At 71.0% G+C, this 14,466-nt stretch carries 14 protein-coding genes; 9 read left to right on the top strand and 5 right to left on the bottom strand.

The window, feature by feature from the left end; translation table 11 throughout:
- Positions 1-8 precede the first annotated feature (8 nt).
- The 3 genes from AB0J55_RS39015 to mdlC are packed head-to-tail and all read left to right on the top strand — an operon-like array spanning position 9 to position 2,610.
- Positions 9-851, top strand: a complete 843-nt coding sequence (locus tag AB0J55_RS39015; RefSeq protein WP_364260765.1) for a helix-turn-helix transcriptional regulator — start codon at positions 9-11, stop codon at positions 849-851.
- A 1-nt stretch (position 852) separates the two neighbouring features.
- Positions 853-1,014 carry a DUF397 domain-containing protein gene (locus AB0J55_RS39010; RefSeq protein ID WP_364260762.1) on the top strand — a complete coding sequence of 54 codons (162 nt, stop codon included), beginning with the start codon at positions 853-855 and terminating at the stop codon, positions 1,012-1,014.
- A gap of 9 nt (positions 1,015-1,023) precedes the next feature.
- On the top strand, positions 1,024-2,610 hold the full coding sequence (mdlC, locus tag AB0J55_RS39005) for a benzoylformate decarboxylase (protein WP_364260759.1): 1,587 nt from the start codon (positions 1,024-1,026) through the stop codon (positions 2,608-2,610).
- A gap of 46 nt (positions 2,611-2,656) precedes the next feature.
- On the opposite strand, the gene AB0J55_RS39000 is transcribed toward mdlC, so the two are convergent.
- The 4 genes from AB0J55_RS39000 to AB0J55_RS38985 are packed head-to-tail and all read right to left on the bottom strand — an operon-like array spanning position 2,657 to position 6,161.
- Positions 2,657-3,520, bottom strand: a complete 864-nt coding sequence (locus tag AB0J55_RS39000) for an ABC transporter ATP-binding protein (RefSeq protein WP_364260756.1) — start codon at positions 3,518-3,520, stop codon at positions 2,657-2,659.
- 22 nt (positions 3,521-3,542) lie between these two features.
- Positions 3,543-4,376, bottom strand: a complete 834-nt coding sequence (locus AB0J55_RS38995) for an ABC transporter permease (RefSeq protein ID WP_364260753.1) — start codon at positions 4,374-4,376, stop codon at positions 3,543-3,545.
- Positions 4,373-5,143 carry an ABC transporter permease gene (locus AB0J55_RS38990; protein ID WP_364260750.1) on the bottom strand — a complete coding sequence of 257 codons (771 nt, stop codon included), beginning with the start codon at positions 5,141-5,143 and terminating at the stop codon, positions 4,373-4,375. Before AB0J55_RS38990 ends, AB0J55_RS38995 begins: the two co-directional genes overlap by 4 nt.
- Before the next feature lie 10 nt (positions 5,144-5,153).
- A complete protein-coding gene (locus tag AB0J55_RS38985) occupies positions 5,154-6,161 on the bottom strand; it encodes an ABC transporter substrate-binding protein (protein WP_364260747.1) in 1,008 nt (335 codons plus the stop codon).
- Positions 6,162-6,874: 713 nt separating this feature from the next.
- Here AB0J55_RS38985 and AB0J55_RS38980 point away from each other — a divergent pair.
- The 6 genes from AB0J55_RS38980 (at position 6,875) to AB0J55_RS38955 (ending at position 13,871) form a co-directional block, all read left to right on the top strand.
- Positions 6,875-10,006 carry a nitrate- and nitrite sensing domain-containing protein gene (locus AB0J55_RS38980; RefSeq protein WP_364260745.1) on the top strand — a complete coding sequence of 1,044 codons (3,132 nt, stop codon included), beginning with the start codon at positions 6,875-6,877 and terminating at the stop codon, positions 10,004-10,006.
- 20 nt (positions 10,007-10,026) lie between these two features.
- Positions 10,027-10,488, top strand: a complete 462-nt coding sequence (locus AB0J55_RS38975; protein WP_003085376.1) for a roadblock/LC7 domain-containing protein — start codon at positions 10,027-10,029, stop codon at positions 10,486-10,488.
- Between the two features lie 25 nt (positions 10,489-10,513).
- Positions 10,514-11,293: a DUF742 domain-containing protein gene (locus tag AB0J55_RS38970; protein WP_364260742.1), complete on the top strand. Its 780-nt coding sequence runs from the start codon at positions 10,514-10,516 to the stop codon at positions 11,291-11,293.
- Complete coding sequence (locus AB0J55_RS38965; protein ID WP_003085371.1) at positions 11,274-11,882, top strand: ATP/GTP-binding protein; 609 nt, start codon at positions 11,274-11,276, stop codon at positions 11,880-11,882. The genes AB0J55_RS38970 and AB0J55_RS38965 overlap by 20 nt, the downstream gene beginning before the upstream one ends.
- 402 nt (positions 11,883-12,284) lie before the next feature.
- On the top strand, positions 12,285-12,701 hold the full coding sequence (locus AB0J55_RS38960) for a roadblock/LC7 domain-containing protein (protein WP_003085368.1): 417 nt from the start codon (positions 12,285-12,287) through the stop codon (positions 12,699-12,701).
- Positions 12,702-13,283: 582 nt separating this feature from the next.
- Entirely contained in the window at positions 13,284-13,871 is a 588-nt protein-coding gene (locus AB0J55_RS38955; RefSeq protein ID WP_364261174.1) for a DUF742 domain-containing protein, read from the top strand.
- Here AB0J55_RS38955 and AB0J55_RS38950 read toward each other — a convergent pair.
- Positions 13,868-14,455 (bottom strand): hypothetical protein, encoded by a 588-nt coding sequence (locus tag AB0J55_RS38950; protein WP_364260738.1) that lies wholly within the window; start codon positions 14,453-14,455, stop codon positions 13,868-13,870. The genes AB0J55_RS38955 and AB0J55_RS38950 overlap by 4 nt on opposite strands.
- Between the last annotated feature and the right edge of the window lie 11 nt (positions 14,456-14,466).

Below are 14,466 nucleotides of genomic sequence, written 5' to 3'. Positions count from 1 at the left end.
ATGCTTCCATGGCAACACTTGTAGCGACCCCCAGGTCTCGCGCGCTGGGCTTCGGCATCCGCGCGGCGAGGACGGCGCGGAAGCTGGGTGTGCGCGAGCTGGCGCGGATGGCCAGGGTGAGCGCGCAGGATCTCTCGCACTGGGAGAGCGGGACCCGCGTGCCCCAGATCGAGCAGGTGGCGCTGCTGCTCGGGGCGCTGCGGGTCGAGCCGGTGGAGCGGAAACGGTTGCTGGAGCTGGCGCGGAACGCCCGCGAGCCCAACTGGCTCGAACGGACCACCCCCGGTATTTCGCCCGCGGTCTCGACCTATGCCGAGTACGAGCGCACCGCAACGGAGATGGTCAACTGGGAGCCCTTCGTGGTGCCCGGGCTCCTGCAGACCCCCGCCTATGCCGAGGCGATCCTGGCCGCGCACCGGCTTCCGCCCCGGGTGGTCGAGCAGCAGGTGGCGATCCGGTTGCGGCGGCGCGAGGTGCTCAGCCGCCCTCATCCGCTGGTGCTCAGGCTCTTCCTCGGCGAGGAGGCGTTCCGGCGGCGCATTGCCGAGCCCGCGGTGCTGGCCGAACAGTTCCACCTGTTGTTGCGCGCGGCGCAGCCGCGCAACATCACCATCCGGGTGGTGCCCACCGGCGCCGGGTACCACCTGGGGTTGTACGGGCACTTCGTGATCTTCGACTTCGCCCACCTGCCGTCGGTGGTGCACATCGAGCACATCCGTGGCAGTGCCCATGTCTACGATGGGGATCACGTGGTCGCCTACCGTGCGGCGGCGGAAGCCATGTCGGCCCTGGCATTGGGTGAGCAGGAATCGCTCGCCCTCATCCGGGGGGTGATCGCCGAACTGGAGTGAGATGCGCGAGTGGCGGAAGTCGAGCTACACCGACGAGACCAACTGTGTCGAGGTGAATCTCGGGCCCGTGTCGCGAATCCGCGACACCAAGGACCGCACCGGCGGCACTCTCACCGTCAGTTCGGCCGCTTGGGGGGCTTTCCTTCGCAAGGCTAAGCGTTAACCTGTCCGCATGATCAAGCGCACGGTGCTGGACGCCACCCGCGAACTCCTCCGCGAACTCGGCCTCACCACGGTGTTCGGCAACCCCGGCACCACCGAGGTGCCGTTCCTCACCGACTGGCCCGATGACTTCGACTACGTCCTGGGCCTGCAGGAATCCGCCGTCGTCGCGATGGCGGATGCCTATGCCCAGGCCACCCGCAAGGCCGTCCTGGTCAACCTGCACTCCGCCGGCGGGGTCGGGCACGGGCTCGGGAGCCTCTTCACCGCCTACCGCAACCGGACGCCGATGATCGTCGTCGCCGGGCAGCAGATTCGTTCGCTCATCCCGCACGAGCCCTTTCTCGGGGCCATGGATGCGCCCGAATTCCCCAAGCCGTACGTGAAGTGGGCCGTCGAGCCCGCCTCCGCCGAGGACGTCCCGGCCGCGCTTGCGCGGGCCTACCACGTCGCCACGCAGGGGCCGCCCGGGCCGGTTTTCGTTTCCGTCCCTGCCGATGACTGGTCCGCCACCACCGAACGGCCCATCGTCTCGCGCCCGCGGATCCGGGGCTTCGCGCCCGATCCCGAGTCCGTCGACGAGCTCAACACCGCACTGGAAGCCGCCGAGCGGCCGGCGATCGTCGTCGGGGGTGCCGTCGACCAGGACTCGGCCGTGCCCGAAACCGTGGCGCTCGCCGAACGGCTCAACGCCGCCGTGTGGGTCGCGCCGATGGCCTACCGGTGCTCGTTCCCCGAGGACCACCCGCTGTTCCAAGGGTTTCTCGACCCCGAACGCGGTGCCGTCGCCGATGCGCTGGCTCGCCACGACCTCGTCCTCGTGCTCGGCGCGCCCGCCTTCACCTACCACGTCGACCGCGGGCGCGGGGAAACCCCGCTGCCGCCGCTGTTCATCGTCAGCGACGACGAGCAGGTCCTCGCGCGCGCCTTCGAAGGCACCGGCATCCGTGCCACGCCGAAGCTGGGCGTCCGCGCGCTGCTCAACGTCGTCGAGCGCAGCAGCCGGCCCGCGCCCGCCCCGCGGAAGCGTCCCGCGAAACCCAGCGGCGAGCAGCTGACCGGTGAGCTCGTCTATTCGACGCTCGCGGACCTGTTGCCGGACAACGCCATCGTGGTCGAAGAAGCGCCCAGCCACCGCGGGGTCCTGCACGACCACCTGCCGATCACGGCCACCGACACCGGGTTCCTGACGATGGCCAGCGGCACCCTCGGCTACGGCATCCCCGGCGTGGTCGGCGCCGCGCTCGCCCGGCCGGACCGCAAGGTCGTCGGCGTCATCGGCGACGGCTCGAGCATGTACGGCATCCAGGCCCTCTGGACGGCCGCGCGCCGGGAACTGCCGGTCACGTTCGTCATCCTGGACAACTCCGAGTACGCGGCGGTCCGCATCCTCGGCGACGCCATCGGCGGCGAGAAGCTGCCGGGCACCGAGCTGGGTGGCATCGGGTTCGCCGCGCTGGCGGAGAGCATGGGCTGCCATGGCGTGACGATCACCGAGCCCGCCGACCTGGTCCCCGGCCTCACGGCAGCGCTGTCCGACCCGCGGCCGACGCTGGTGCACGTCCGGGTCGTCGCGTCGACGAAGTCCCTGTACTGAAAAACGCCCGGCGGCCAGCACGGCCGCCGGGCGTCCACAGTGGACTCTAGCTGCGGGTCTTGGCTTGCCGGACGTCGTCCGAGGCGTGCTCGGCCAGCTCCCACTCGGCGGCGTCGGACGCGGCCGTGGCGGCCTCCTCCGGGGTGCCGCCGTGCAGCAGCCGCGCCACTTCGCCGCGCAGCGTCACGAACTCCGCCGACTCGCGCGTGGTGATCTGGTCCCGCGCGGCGGGCAGCCCGACCGGCAGGTCCGCCACGATCGACGCCGGCGACTTCGACAGCACCAGCACCCGGTCGGACAGGTAGACGCTCTCGTCGATGTCGTGCGTGACCACCAGGATCGTGCTGCCCTGCTCCCGCTGCACGCGCCGGGTCAGGTCCTCCAGCTCGAACCGCGTCTGGGCGTCGACCGAGGCGAACGGCTCGTCCATCAGCAGCAGGGCCGGGCGGCTGGCCAGCGCGCGGGCGATCGACACCCGCTGCTGCATGCCGCCGGACAGCTGCCACGGGAACTTGCCGCCGACGCCGGACAGGCCGACCTGCTCCAGGGCCTCCGCGGCCCGTGACCGCCGTTCCGCGCGCGAAACCGGCCGCCACCGCAACGGGAATTCGACGTTCTTCTGCACCGAAAGCCACGGGAACAGCGACCGGCTGTAGTCCTGGAACACGACGGCGAGGTCGTCCGGCACGCCGTTGACGCGGTCGCCGTGCAGGCTCACCGTGCCCTCGGTCGAGGGGGTCAGCCCGGCGATGCAGCGCAGCAGCGTCGACTTCCCGCACCCGGACGGGCCGACGATGCTGGCCAGCTGCCCGGCCTCGACGGTGAAGGTCAGTTCCTTCACCGCGGTGTGCGCCTTCGCGCCGCTGCCGTACGTGTGGCTGAGGCCGGACACTTCGAGCATGGTTGACATGGGGGAGAGGCCTTTCCGGGCGTCAGCCGCGGCCGAGGCGGGCCGGCTGCCAGGCCAGCACCCGCCGTTCCGCGGCCAGGAAGATCGTGTTGAAGACGTAGCCGAGGATCCCGAGCAGCACCAGCCACGACCACATGATCGGGAAGTCGAAGTCCTGCTGGGCGTTCAGCAGCGACCGGCCGATGCCGAAGTTGGCGCCGACCAGTTCGGACACGACCATCAGCAGCAGGGCGATCGACAGGCTCACCCGCATGCCGGCGAAGATCTTCGGCGCCGCCGCCGGCAGCACCACCATGCCGACCCAGTACCGCTTGGGCGTGCGGAACGAACGAGCCGTCTCCACCTTCACCTGGTCGACCGAGCGGACACCGTCGACGGCGTTGAGCAGCACCGGCCACACCGCACCGAAGATGATCGACCCGGTCTGCATCCCCGCGCTCAGCCCGAACAGCACCACGAACACCGGGATCAGCGTGGGCGGCGGGATCGAGCGGAAGAACGCGAACAGCGGGCCGACGTAGTCCATCGCCGTGTCCGACCGGCCGAGCAGCACGCCGAGGAGGATGCCGACGAGCGCGGCCAGGGCCCACCCGCCGAGCGTCCGGCCGAGGCTGGGGAACACGTTGTCGAACACCACGTCGGTGAGGAACAGGTGCGACGCCGGCCCGGTGAACCACAGCTTCGCCGCCGCCGGCGCGATCTCGCTCGGCGGCGGGAAGTACTTGCTGCCGCCCGCGCGGGCGGCGAACTCCCAGACGACCACGAGGATCGCGAACAGCAGCCAGTTGCGGACGATCGTGGCCGCACCGCGCGCGGCCCGCCTGCCGACCCGGCCCGTCAGAGTCGCCGCGGTCATCCGATCGCCTCCCGGTCCACCGTGCTCCAGCGGAACAGCCGCCGGCCGAGCTGTTCGAGCCCTTCGTTGATCAGGTAGCCCAGCGTGCCCGCGACCACCGTGCCGGCCAGCACCAGGTCGAACCGGACCGAACCGGTGCTGGCGACCAGGACGAAGCTGCCCAGCCCGAGCTGGGAACCGGCCAGGAACTCGACGCTGACGACGGCGATCAGGGAGATGGTCGCCGACAGCCGGACGCCGGTGAAGACGAACGGCGCGGTCTGCGGCAGCGCGACCGACGACAGGAGGCGGAACCGGCTGGTCCCGCACGCGCGGGCGGTTTCCATCAGCACCGGGTCGATCTCGCCCATGCCGTAGATCGTGTTGAACATGATCGGCCACAGGGAGGCGTACACCGCGAGGGTGATCTTCGCTTCGGGGCCGGAGCCGATCACCAGCAGCACCAGGGGGATCAGCGCGGTGACCGGGATCGGCCGGAGGAACTCGACGATCGCGGAGGTGGCCGAGCGCAGCGCCGGGACGCTGCCCAGCAGCAGCCCGGCGGGGACGCCGACGACGATCGCGATGGCGATGGCGATCAGCCAGGCCAGCATGGTGGCGACGATGTCGCGGACGAACTCGGGGTCGCCCAGCAGGTCCCAGACGGTGACCAGGACGACGCTCGGCGGCGGGGTGAACGTCTTACTGACCAGGCCGACCTGGACGACGACCTCCCAGAGCAGGAGGAAGCCGACCAGGCCGGCCAGGCCGCGGAGCAGTTTCTTCACGTCAGTGCGGTCAGTTGGTCGCCTGGGGGGCGATCATCGGCGCGGCGTCGACCTTGCTGGTGATGACCCCCATCTGCAGCAGCAGGTCGGGCACGCGCTGGAGGCGCCGGGCGTCCAGGGTGGAGCCGTAGCCGGGCAGGGTGAGCAGCTTGGCCGTGTCCTCGTCGATCTTCGCGTACTTGACCAGCAGCGGCTCGACCTTCGACCGGTCGTTGATCGCGTCGGCGGTCGCCTTCTTCATCGCGCGCTGGAAGGCCGCGAGGGTCTTCGGGTTGGCCTGCACCCACTTGGTCGTCGCGCCGTAGCCGGTCAGCGGGAAGTCCTGGCTGGCCCCGGTGTTGATGTCGATGACCGGTGTCGCGCCGACCGTCTTCGCCGCCTGCGAGAGCATCGGCTCCGGCATGTAGGCCGCGTCCACCTGGTTGTCCTTCAGCGCCGCCGCCATGTTCGGCAGCGCGACCAGGGTCCACTGGACGGTGCTGAAGTCGACGCCGTGGTCCTTCATGACGGACTTGGTGAGGATGTCCGACGCGGTGTTCTTGGCCGTGATCGCGATCCGCTTGCCGGCCAGGTCGTTGACCGTCTTCACGTTCGAGGTCGGCACCGTGACGATGGCGTTGCTCTTCGCGTTCACCGACGTGCCGTCGGCGACGAGCTGGATGTCCGCGGCGCCCTTGCTCTTGGCCACGAAGAACGGCGTGTAGGTCGAGAGGGCGATGTCGGCCTCGCCGGACGTCGACTTCTGCATCGACTCCTGGCCGCTCTTGGCGATGATCTGCTCGACCTCGAGGCCTTCGGCCTTGAAGTAGCCGCCGTCCAGGGCCAGCCAGAACGGGGCCAGGTCCGTGGTCGGCATGATGGAGACCTTGATCTTCGACTTCTCCAGGCCGCCCCCGTTCGACGAGGCGTTCGAGCTGTCCGAGCCGAGCGCACTGCAGCCGGTGAGGGCCGTGGCGGCTGCGACGGTGAGGGCGAGCCCGAGCGCGGCGCGGCGAGTGCGAACCCGGCCACTGCTCATGGCGTTTCCAAGCAAGGCCTGCTCCTTGAAGAAAAGTGACGGTTGGGGAACCGATTTCAGTGGAAGTGCGTGACTCATTCTCGGAACCACGCGGGCCACTGTAGAGAACGTGACAGCTTGCTCACAATGGGTGGAATCACTACCGGATAGAGTGGCGCACGTCACTCTCGCGGCCTCTGGTCTAGACCCACTGCTCCACTCGCCGTAACGGTTCACCCAGCGTAGGGGGCAGGTTCGGAATCGGGGATGACCAGCTGTGTGTCGGCTGAGCGAACGCTGTGCAACATCGAGCGGGTCGAGTCGGGAGGGTTACATCTTCCCCGGGCGTTCGCTACCCTCTGCACCTGCGGGGAGGTAACAACCTCCGATGTAGTGAGAGAGAGTGCCTGGATGGCCGAGCCAACCGACCTTCGGTTTACCAGGACAGGCTGTGCTTTTCCTGAGAGAAACTTCCCCGCACTGGCCACTGCCCGGCCGGCCACAGCCGCCGCGCCGGTGGGCTAGGCCGGACCAACAGACGATGCAAGACCAGCGCAGGGACCCGACCGTGATGCTCGAGCTGAACCGATTCCGTCCGGCCGGACGGGGTTCAGGAACGCCCGCCGAAGACGATCTTTTCACCCGTACGGGTAGCGTCTTGCGCTGCGCTCCTTCCGATCGGCCGGAGCGCCGGAGCGCCGGGAGCGTGCAGACGAGTGACTGAGGAGAACGCGATGCGCCCTGGCGGGCGCTGGACCGACCAGGGCTTCACGAGCACGAACGATGATGGTGGTGCGGCGGTGCCGAACGAAGACACCGCGGGGGTGGGAGGGGCCCCTGCGCAGTCACCCGGTGAGAGTCCGGGCAGGAAGGCCGGGTTCTTCTCCGGCATGCGCGACTGGCGGCTGCGCTCCAAGCTGGCCGCCGTCCTGATCATCCCGACGCTGACCGCGCTCGCGCTGGGGGCGCTGCGCGTGGTCGACGACGCCCGGGAGGCGGCCGAGTTCCAGCGCACCGCCGACCAGGTCGCGTTCGCCGTCAAGGTCACCACAGTGGTGCACGAGCTGCAGAACGAGCGGTCCCTCGCGGTCGCGCGGATCGCGTCGAGCAACCAGCTGCTGCAGACCGGCCTCGACGCGCAGATCGCCAAGGTCGACCGCGAGGTCTCGGACCTGCGCAACGCGGCGGGCAGCCTCCAGTACGACGACCAGGCGACCAAGGACCGCTACACCCGCGGTCTCCAGCGCCTCGACGCGCTGCGGCCGCTGCGGGCGGCGTTCAACGCCCAGAGCGGCCTCCCCGACATCACGGTGCTGACGGCCTACTCGGGCATCCTCGACTCGCTCATCGAGCTCGGCCGCGAGGTGACCACCGCGGTCACCGACCGGGACGTGCTGCGCCTCGGCACCAGCACGCAGGCGATCAGCGAGGCCAAGGAGTTCACCACCCGCGCCGACGCCCAGCTGCAGATCGCCGCGTTCCGCGGCGTCTTCCCCGGCGACCTCCTGGACCAGACGCACGCGTCGGCCTCCAGCGCGGACGCCTCGGTCGCGGCGTTCCTCGCGAACGCCGACGACGACCAGCGCCAGCTCTACAACGACACCTACTCCGGCCCGGAGGTCGACGACCGCCGCCGGATCCAGACCAACGCGTTCTCGCTGGCCCAGCAGAACGACCCGCCGAGCATCGACACCACCGCGCTCGGCAAGGACAGCACCGTGTCGGCCGACAAGCTGCACGCGGTCGAGTCGAACCTGCTGGCCCAGCTGAAGACCCGCGCCGACGACCTCGCCACGGCGGCGGTCAACTCGGCCTGGCTCGGCGGTGCCGGCGTGCTCGCCGCGCTGGCCGCCGCGATCGCGCTGATGCTCATCGTCGCCCGCCTGATGCTGCGCCCGCTGCGGGTGCTGCGGAAGAGCGCGCTGGACGTCGCCTACACGCGGCTGCCGGAAACCGTGCAGGCGATCCTCGACGACCCGGACCCGGTCGGCGCCTCCAAGAAGGCCGTCCAGCCGGTGCCCGTCACCTCCCGCGACGAGATCGGCGAGGTCGCGCGGTCGTTCGACATCGTCCACGAACAGGCCGTCAAGATGGCCGCCGAGCAGGCCCTCCTGCGCGAGAACGTCAACGGCATCTTCGTGAACCTGTCCCGCCGGTCGCAGCGGCTGGTGGAACGCCAGCTCGGCGTCATCGACCGGCTGGAAGCCGACGAGCAGGACCCGGACCACTTGGCCAGCCTGTTCGAGCTCGACCACCTCGCGACGCGGCTGCGGCGCAACGGTGAGTCCCTGCTGGTGCTCTCCGGTGCCGGCCTGGCGAAGTCGGTGCCCAAGCCGGTGCCCGCCGCCGACGTCATCGGCGCCGCGGTGTCGGAGATCGAGCAGTACGCCCGGATCGAGGTCGGCATCGTGCCCGACGTCGCGGTCCAGGGCCTGGCGATCCACGACCTCGTGCACGTCCTCGCCGAGCTGCTCGACAACGCGACCTACTTCTCCGAGCCGGAGACGAAGGTCATCGTGCGGGCCGTGGTCACCCGCCGCAAGGCGCTGGCCATCCAGGTCACCGACCACGGTGTCGGCATGAGCGAGGAGCGGCTGGCCGAGGTCAACGCGCGCCTGGCCGACCCGCCGGACCTGGACGTGTCGGTGACCCGGCGAATGGGCCTGTACGTGGTTTCGCGGCTGGCCAAGCGCCACGGCATCGAGGTCCGGCTGCGCGAGAACGAGGACATCGAGGGTGGCGTGATCGCCCGGGTCGTCGTCCCGGCCGAGCTGCTGACCCAGCTCCGCCCGGGCATGCAGCGGCAGCAGACGCCGCCGCCGGCGAACCGGTCCGAGACGTCGATGTCGCTGCCGAGCATCCCGATCCCGGCCGCCCGGTCCGACTTCGACCAGACGCAGACGTTCGCGCAGACACCGCCGCCGCCGTCGGCACCCCCGCCCCCGCCGCCGGTGCACGAACCCGTGGCGAACCAGGGCGGCCTGGTCCCGCTCGACCAGCCGATCAGCCTGGACGACCTGGTCAGCGGCGGCCGCGCGGCGGGCCCGTTCCTGTCGCCGGAGCTGCCGAAGCCGGAGACGCCGGCCTGGCCGACCGCCGAGGACCTGGCGCCGCTGACGCCGTCGTCGAACGGCGACGGGGCCAGCTCGCGGGCCGGTGACACGCAGTTCGCGCCGCTGGTGCTGCCCAAGCGGGAGCCGAAGTTCGTCCCGCCGGAGGAGCCGCCTCCGCCACCGCCGGCGCCCGTCGCCGAGGTCGGTTCGTCGGCCCTCGAAGACGACGTACCGACCCGGCGGTTGCCGATCTACCAGTCGGTGCTGTCACGCTGGTTCAGTGAAGGCGACGACTCGGCGGCCGACCCGGTGGCCCCGCAGGGCGAGGGCGACGACCCGAACCTGCCGCCGCTCACCGGCTCCGACGAGCCGGCGGTGCCGGCCGCGCCGGTCGCCGAGGCGCCCCGGGACGAGCTCCAGCCGACCGCCGCGACCCGGCACCCGCTCCTCCCGCCCGACGACGGCTGGCACAGCGCCTCCGACGACGGCTGGCAGGCGGCGCAGTCGCTGCTGGAGTCCAAGAACGAGGAGATCACCCCGGCCGGGCTGCCCAAGCGCATCCCGAACGCCTACCTGGTGCCGGGATCGATCAGCAGCCCCAGCTCCACGCCCGAGGCACCGGCCCAGAACAACTTCGCGGACGCCACGGCAGGAATGCCCGGAACGGGTGCGATCACCCGCTCCGCGTCCGCGGCGCGGAGCCGGATGGCAAGCTTCCAACGTGGCTACACCTCGGGACGGCACGCGTTGAAGGAGCGACCGGGCGATGAGGTCCCGGTGAGTGGCCACACCACAGACAGCAGTGAGGAGTGAAAGTGACACGGGCGGGTGCAATGCAGCCGGGTGGCTCCGCGCAGCCGAACGGCCAGGCGCATGCCAAGGCGAACAATGCCGGCAGCTTCGCTTGGCTGATCACGGATTTCGTGCACCGGGTGCCCGGCGCGGCCCACGCGGTCGTGGTGTCGGCCGACGGCCTGCTCCTGGCGGCTTCGCGTGGCCTGCCGAAGGACCGGGCCGACCAGCTGGCGGCGGTGGCGTCGGGGCTGACCAGCCTCGCGCGCGGTGCGGCCAAGGTGTTCGAAGGCGGCACGGTGGCGCAGACCGTGGTCGAAATGGCCAACGGTTTCCTCTTCCTCATGTCGGTTTCCGACGGTTCGTGCCTGGCGGTCCTGGGGTCGCCGGAGAGTGACATCGGCCTGGTCGTCTACGAGATGACCTTGCTGGTGGAGCGGGTCGGCCAGCAGCTGACTCCGGAGATGCGGGCGCAACTGCAGGGCGCGGCCGTCCGCCGCTGAGGACCTGGGAACCGAGGAGAGAGCCGTGGACGACGGGCGCTTGAGGGGTGATGGCCGGCTCGGTGACGACTTCTCCGGTGGGTGGTCCGAGCAGGCGGACGGCGGCCGGGAGGACTGGCAGTCGTTCCGGGACCGCGTCGACCGGGAGTGGCGGGCGCGGCGGGTGCAGGCCTCCGACAGCGACCCGGTGCGGGAGCCGCCGAACTGGCTGACCGACAGCAATGCCGGGCAGGAGCCGCTGCGGCCGATCGCCGGCGGCACCGAGTACCGTGACCGCCTGCTCGGCGGTCCGGGCGCGGAGCTGTTCGGCGGGTCGAGCGGGCCGCTGTACGACGCGCGTGACTTCGCGGCGTACACGACCGAGCGCGACTTCGGGGCGGGCCCGGACTCGGGTGAGCTGGCCGCGGCGCTGCCGCAGCAGGCCCACCAGGAGTACGTCGACGCGCCGGCGCCGACCGAGATGGAGACCTCGGGTCTGGTCCGGCCGTACTTCCGGACCCGGGGCCGGACGAAGGCGACCCTCGACCTGGCGATCGAGGCGCTGATTTCGACGAGCGAACAGGGCCGGATGCTCGACCGGGTCCGGGTGCCCGAGCACCGGTCGATCTGCGACCTGTGCCTCGACACCAGGTCGGTGGCCGAGGTGGCGGCGCTGCTGCGCCTGCCGCTCGGCGTGGTGCGCGTGTTGATTGGTGACGTGGCGGGCCTCGGGCTGGTGCTGGTGCACTCCAGCAGCCCGACCGTGGGCGACCGCCCGAGTATCGAGTTCATGGAAAGGGTGCTCAGTGGGCTTCGGAGAATTTGACTCCGACGCGAACGCGCCGCAGGTGACGGGTCCGACCTCGTCGGCCAAGATCGTGGTCGCCGGCGGGTTCGGTTCGGGGAAGACAACGCTGGTCGGGGCGATCTCCGAGATCGACCCGCTGACCACCGAGGCCATGATGACCGAGGCGAGCGTCGGGCACGACGACACCTCGGCCACGCCCAACAAGACCACCACGACCGTGGCGATGGACTTCGGGCGCATCTCGCTGGACTCGGACCTGGTGCTGTACGTGTTCGGCACCCCGGGTCAGCACCGGTTCTGGTTCATGTGGGACGACCTCGCGGTCGGTGCCATCGGGGCGGTCGTGCTGGTGGACACGCGGCGGCTCGCCGACGCGTTCCCCTCGATCGACTTCTTCGAGAACCGGAAGCTGCCCTACGTCGTGGCCATCAACTGCTTCGACCGGCTGCTGCACCACCAGATCGAGGACGTCCGGCACGCGCTCACCATCGCGCCGTCGGTCCCGATCATGGCGTGCGACGCGCGCGAGCGGGAGTCCGCGAAGCAGGTGCTGATCTCGGTCGTCCAGCACGCGATCGCGCACGATACGGCGTTGCGCGCGGGCTAGCCCATGACGCCCGGAGCCGGATGCGGCCGTTGGAGTGAACTCCGCGTGCTTCACCCACTTCGGGGAGTGCTACCCCCGTCCGAAGGAAGATCCGGTGGGTTTTGCCTGCGGCCATCCGGGGCAACCTCACCCATCCGGGTCGCTGCCACGGGCTCTGACCTGCACCGACAGTGTGTCGGTGCGGATCACGGGCGACGCCGCGGAGTGACGTGCGGACCGGGGTCGCGGGCCGGGTCGGCGCGGAACAAGGCCGTCTGCACACGTAGGGTGCGCAGCGGCCTGCCGGTGGCGGGCTCGACACCGCCGGTGGTGCGAATACGCTTTACCGTGGCGTCGCCGACCGGCCGTGCCGGGCGCTCCGGGGTGCGGCGCGCGGCGCCGCACGAGCAAGGAGGAGCAGTAGTGACGGCTTCCGGCCAGGGCACATTCGGCTGGCTCATCACGGACTTCGTGCGCCGGGTGCCCGGCGCCGCGCACGCCGTTCTGGTGTCCGCGGACGGGCTGCTCCTGGCGCCGTCGGAAGGGCTGCCCCAGGAACGTGCCGAGCAGCTGTCGGCGGTCGCCTCCGGGCTGATCAGCCTGACGGCGGGGGCCGCGCGCTGCTTCGAGGCGGGCGGTGTCAACCAGACCGTGGTCGAGATGGAGCGCGGTTACCTGTTCCTGATGTCGGTTTCGGATGGTTCGTCGCTGGCGGTGCTGGCCGCGCCGACGTGCGACATCGGCACGGTCGCCTACGAGATGACCCTGCTCGTCGAGCGGGTCGGCCAGCAGATCACCCCCGAGTTGCGCGCGCAGCTCCAGGGCGGCGTGCGTGGGTAGGACGAGATGAGGATTTCGGGATTCGACGATCCTGACTCCAGCGGCTGGGACGCACTGCACCGCGGCACCGAGCGCGAGGGTTTCGATTCGCCCAGCAAGTTCGACATGTCGACGCTGTCGATGATCATGCCCAAGCGCAAGCCGTCGCGGCCGAAGCCGGACGCGCAGGGGTACACCGACGAGGACACCCGCGAGTGGGGCTCGTCGGCCGACGAGGGCGAGGAGTACGCCGCCCCCGAGGCCACCGGCCGGCCGCAGGGATTCACCGGAGACGACTACGCCCGGCCCACGGGCTACTCCGCCCGGCGTTCGGCGGAGTACGCCGACGACGGTTACGCCCGTCCGGAGCCGCCGGGCTATCCGGGGACGGCTGGGCGTGAGTACGCCGAGAACGGTTACGCCCGCCCGGAGCCGTCGGGCTATCCGGGGACGGCTGGGCGTGAGTACGCCGAGAACGGTTACGCCCGTCCGGAGCCGCCGGTCTACCCGGGGACGGCCGCGCGTGAGTACGCCGACGACGGCTACGACCCCGTCGAGCCGGAGTGGCAGGACGAGGAGGCCTACCAGCCGGAACCCCCGCCGCTGGAGCCGGCGTGGACCCCGCCGCGGGGTGCGCGCCCGGCCGCTCCGCCGCGCCACCCGGCTCCCCGGCCGCCGGCGCCCCGCCCGCCCGCCCCGCGGTCGCAGGCCGCGCCGCCGCCCGCCTGGGCGCCACCGCCGGCCGACTGGACGCCCCCGCCGGACCCGGAGACCCGCTGGGTCCCGCAGCCGGAGGCGTGGGAAGAGCCGCCCTGGAACGAGCGCGCCCGTGTCGCGAGCCCGGTGCCCGTCGTCAACTCGCGGGTCCGCCCGTACACCCGCACGGGCGGGCGCACCCGGTCCGACCACAACCTGGCGCTGGAGGCCCTGGTCTCGACGTCCGACGACGGGCGCCGCTACCGCGGGGTCCGCTCGGTCGAGCACCGCCGGATCTGCGACCTGTGCCTGGACACCCGGTCCGTGGCGGAGATCGCCGCGCACCTGCGGCTGCCGCTGGGCGTGGTGAAGGTGCTGGTCGGCGACATGGCCGACATCGGCCTGGTGCTGATCCACCAGACCGAGCTGATCCTCGGCGACCGGTCGTCCCGCGAGTTCATGGAACGCGTCCTGGCCGGCCTGCGCGCGCTCTAACCGGCGAGGTCGAGGGCGAGGGTGTTGCCCGGGCCCGGCACGAACCCGTTGATCAGCGGCGTCGCCGCGCCGCAGTTCTCGAAGGCGCCGATCTCGTAGGTCGATTCGAGGCGGCCGCCGCCGTTGCCCCCGGCGAAGTCGTCCGACGTGAGCTTGGTCGTCACCGGCTCGGCCGTGCCGCAGTCCGGGCCGACGTCGAACGGGACGCCGTTGACGCGGACGTCGGAGATCGCCACCGGCCAGGTGGCTGAGCCGGAGAAGCCGCTGAAGACCGACCCCTCGGCGTGGCCGGGGCCGAACGTGACGGTGCCGCTCACCCGGCCGACCCCCGGCACCGACCGGGTGACCTTCGCCGACGGCAGCGTGAAGGTGCCGGTGAAGGTGTACGGCCCGATCAGCGTGTACATGTCGAACTTCCCGGGCCCGAGGTCCAGGTCGGCGCCCGGCTTCGCGATGTGCGTGGACCCCGTGACGGTGTACTTCGAGTAGACCGGCGGCCCGGCGGCGTCGGCCGTGGCGGCTGTTGCCGCTCCCGCCACGACGGTCGCGGCCGCCACCGCGGTCACGCGCGTTCCCCACTTCATGGATCAGGCTT

It is taken from the genome of Amycolatopsis sp. NPDC049688 (assembly GCF_040674975.1).
In the GTDB taxonomy this organism is placed as follows: Bacteria; Actinomycetota; Actinomycetes; order Mycobacteriales; family Pseudonocardiaceae; genus Amycolatopsis.
This window is presented reverse-complemented; position numbering and strand designations above follow the sequence as displayed.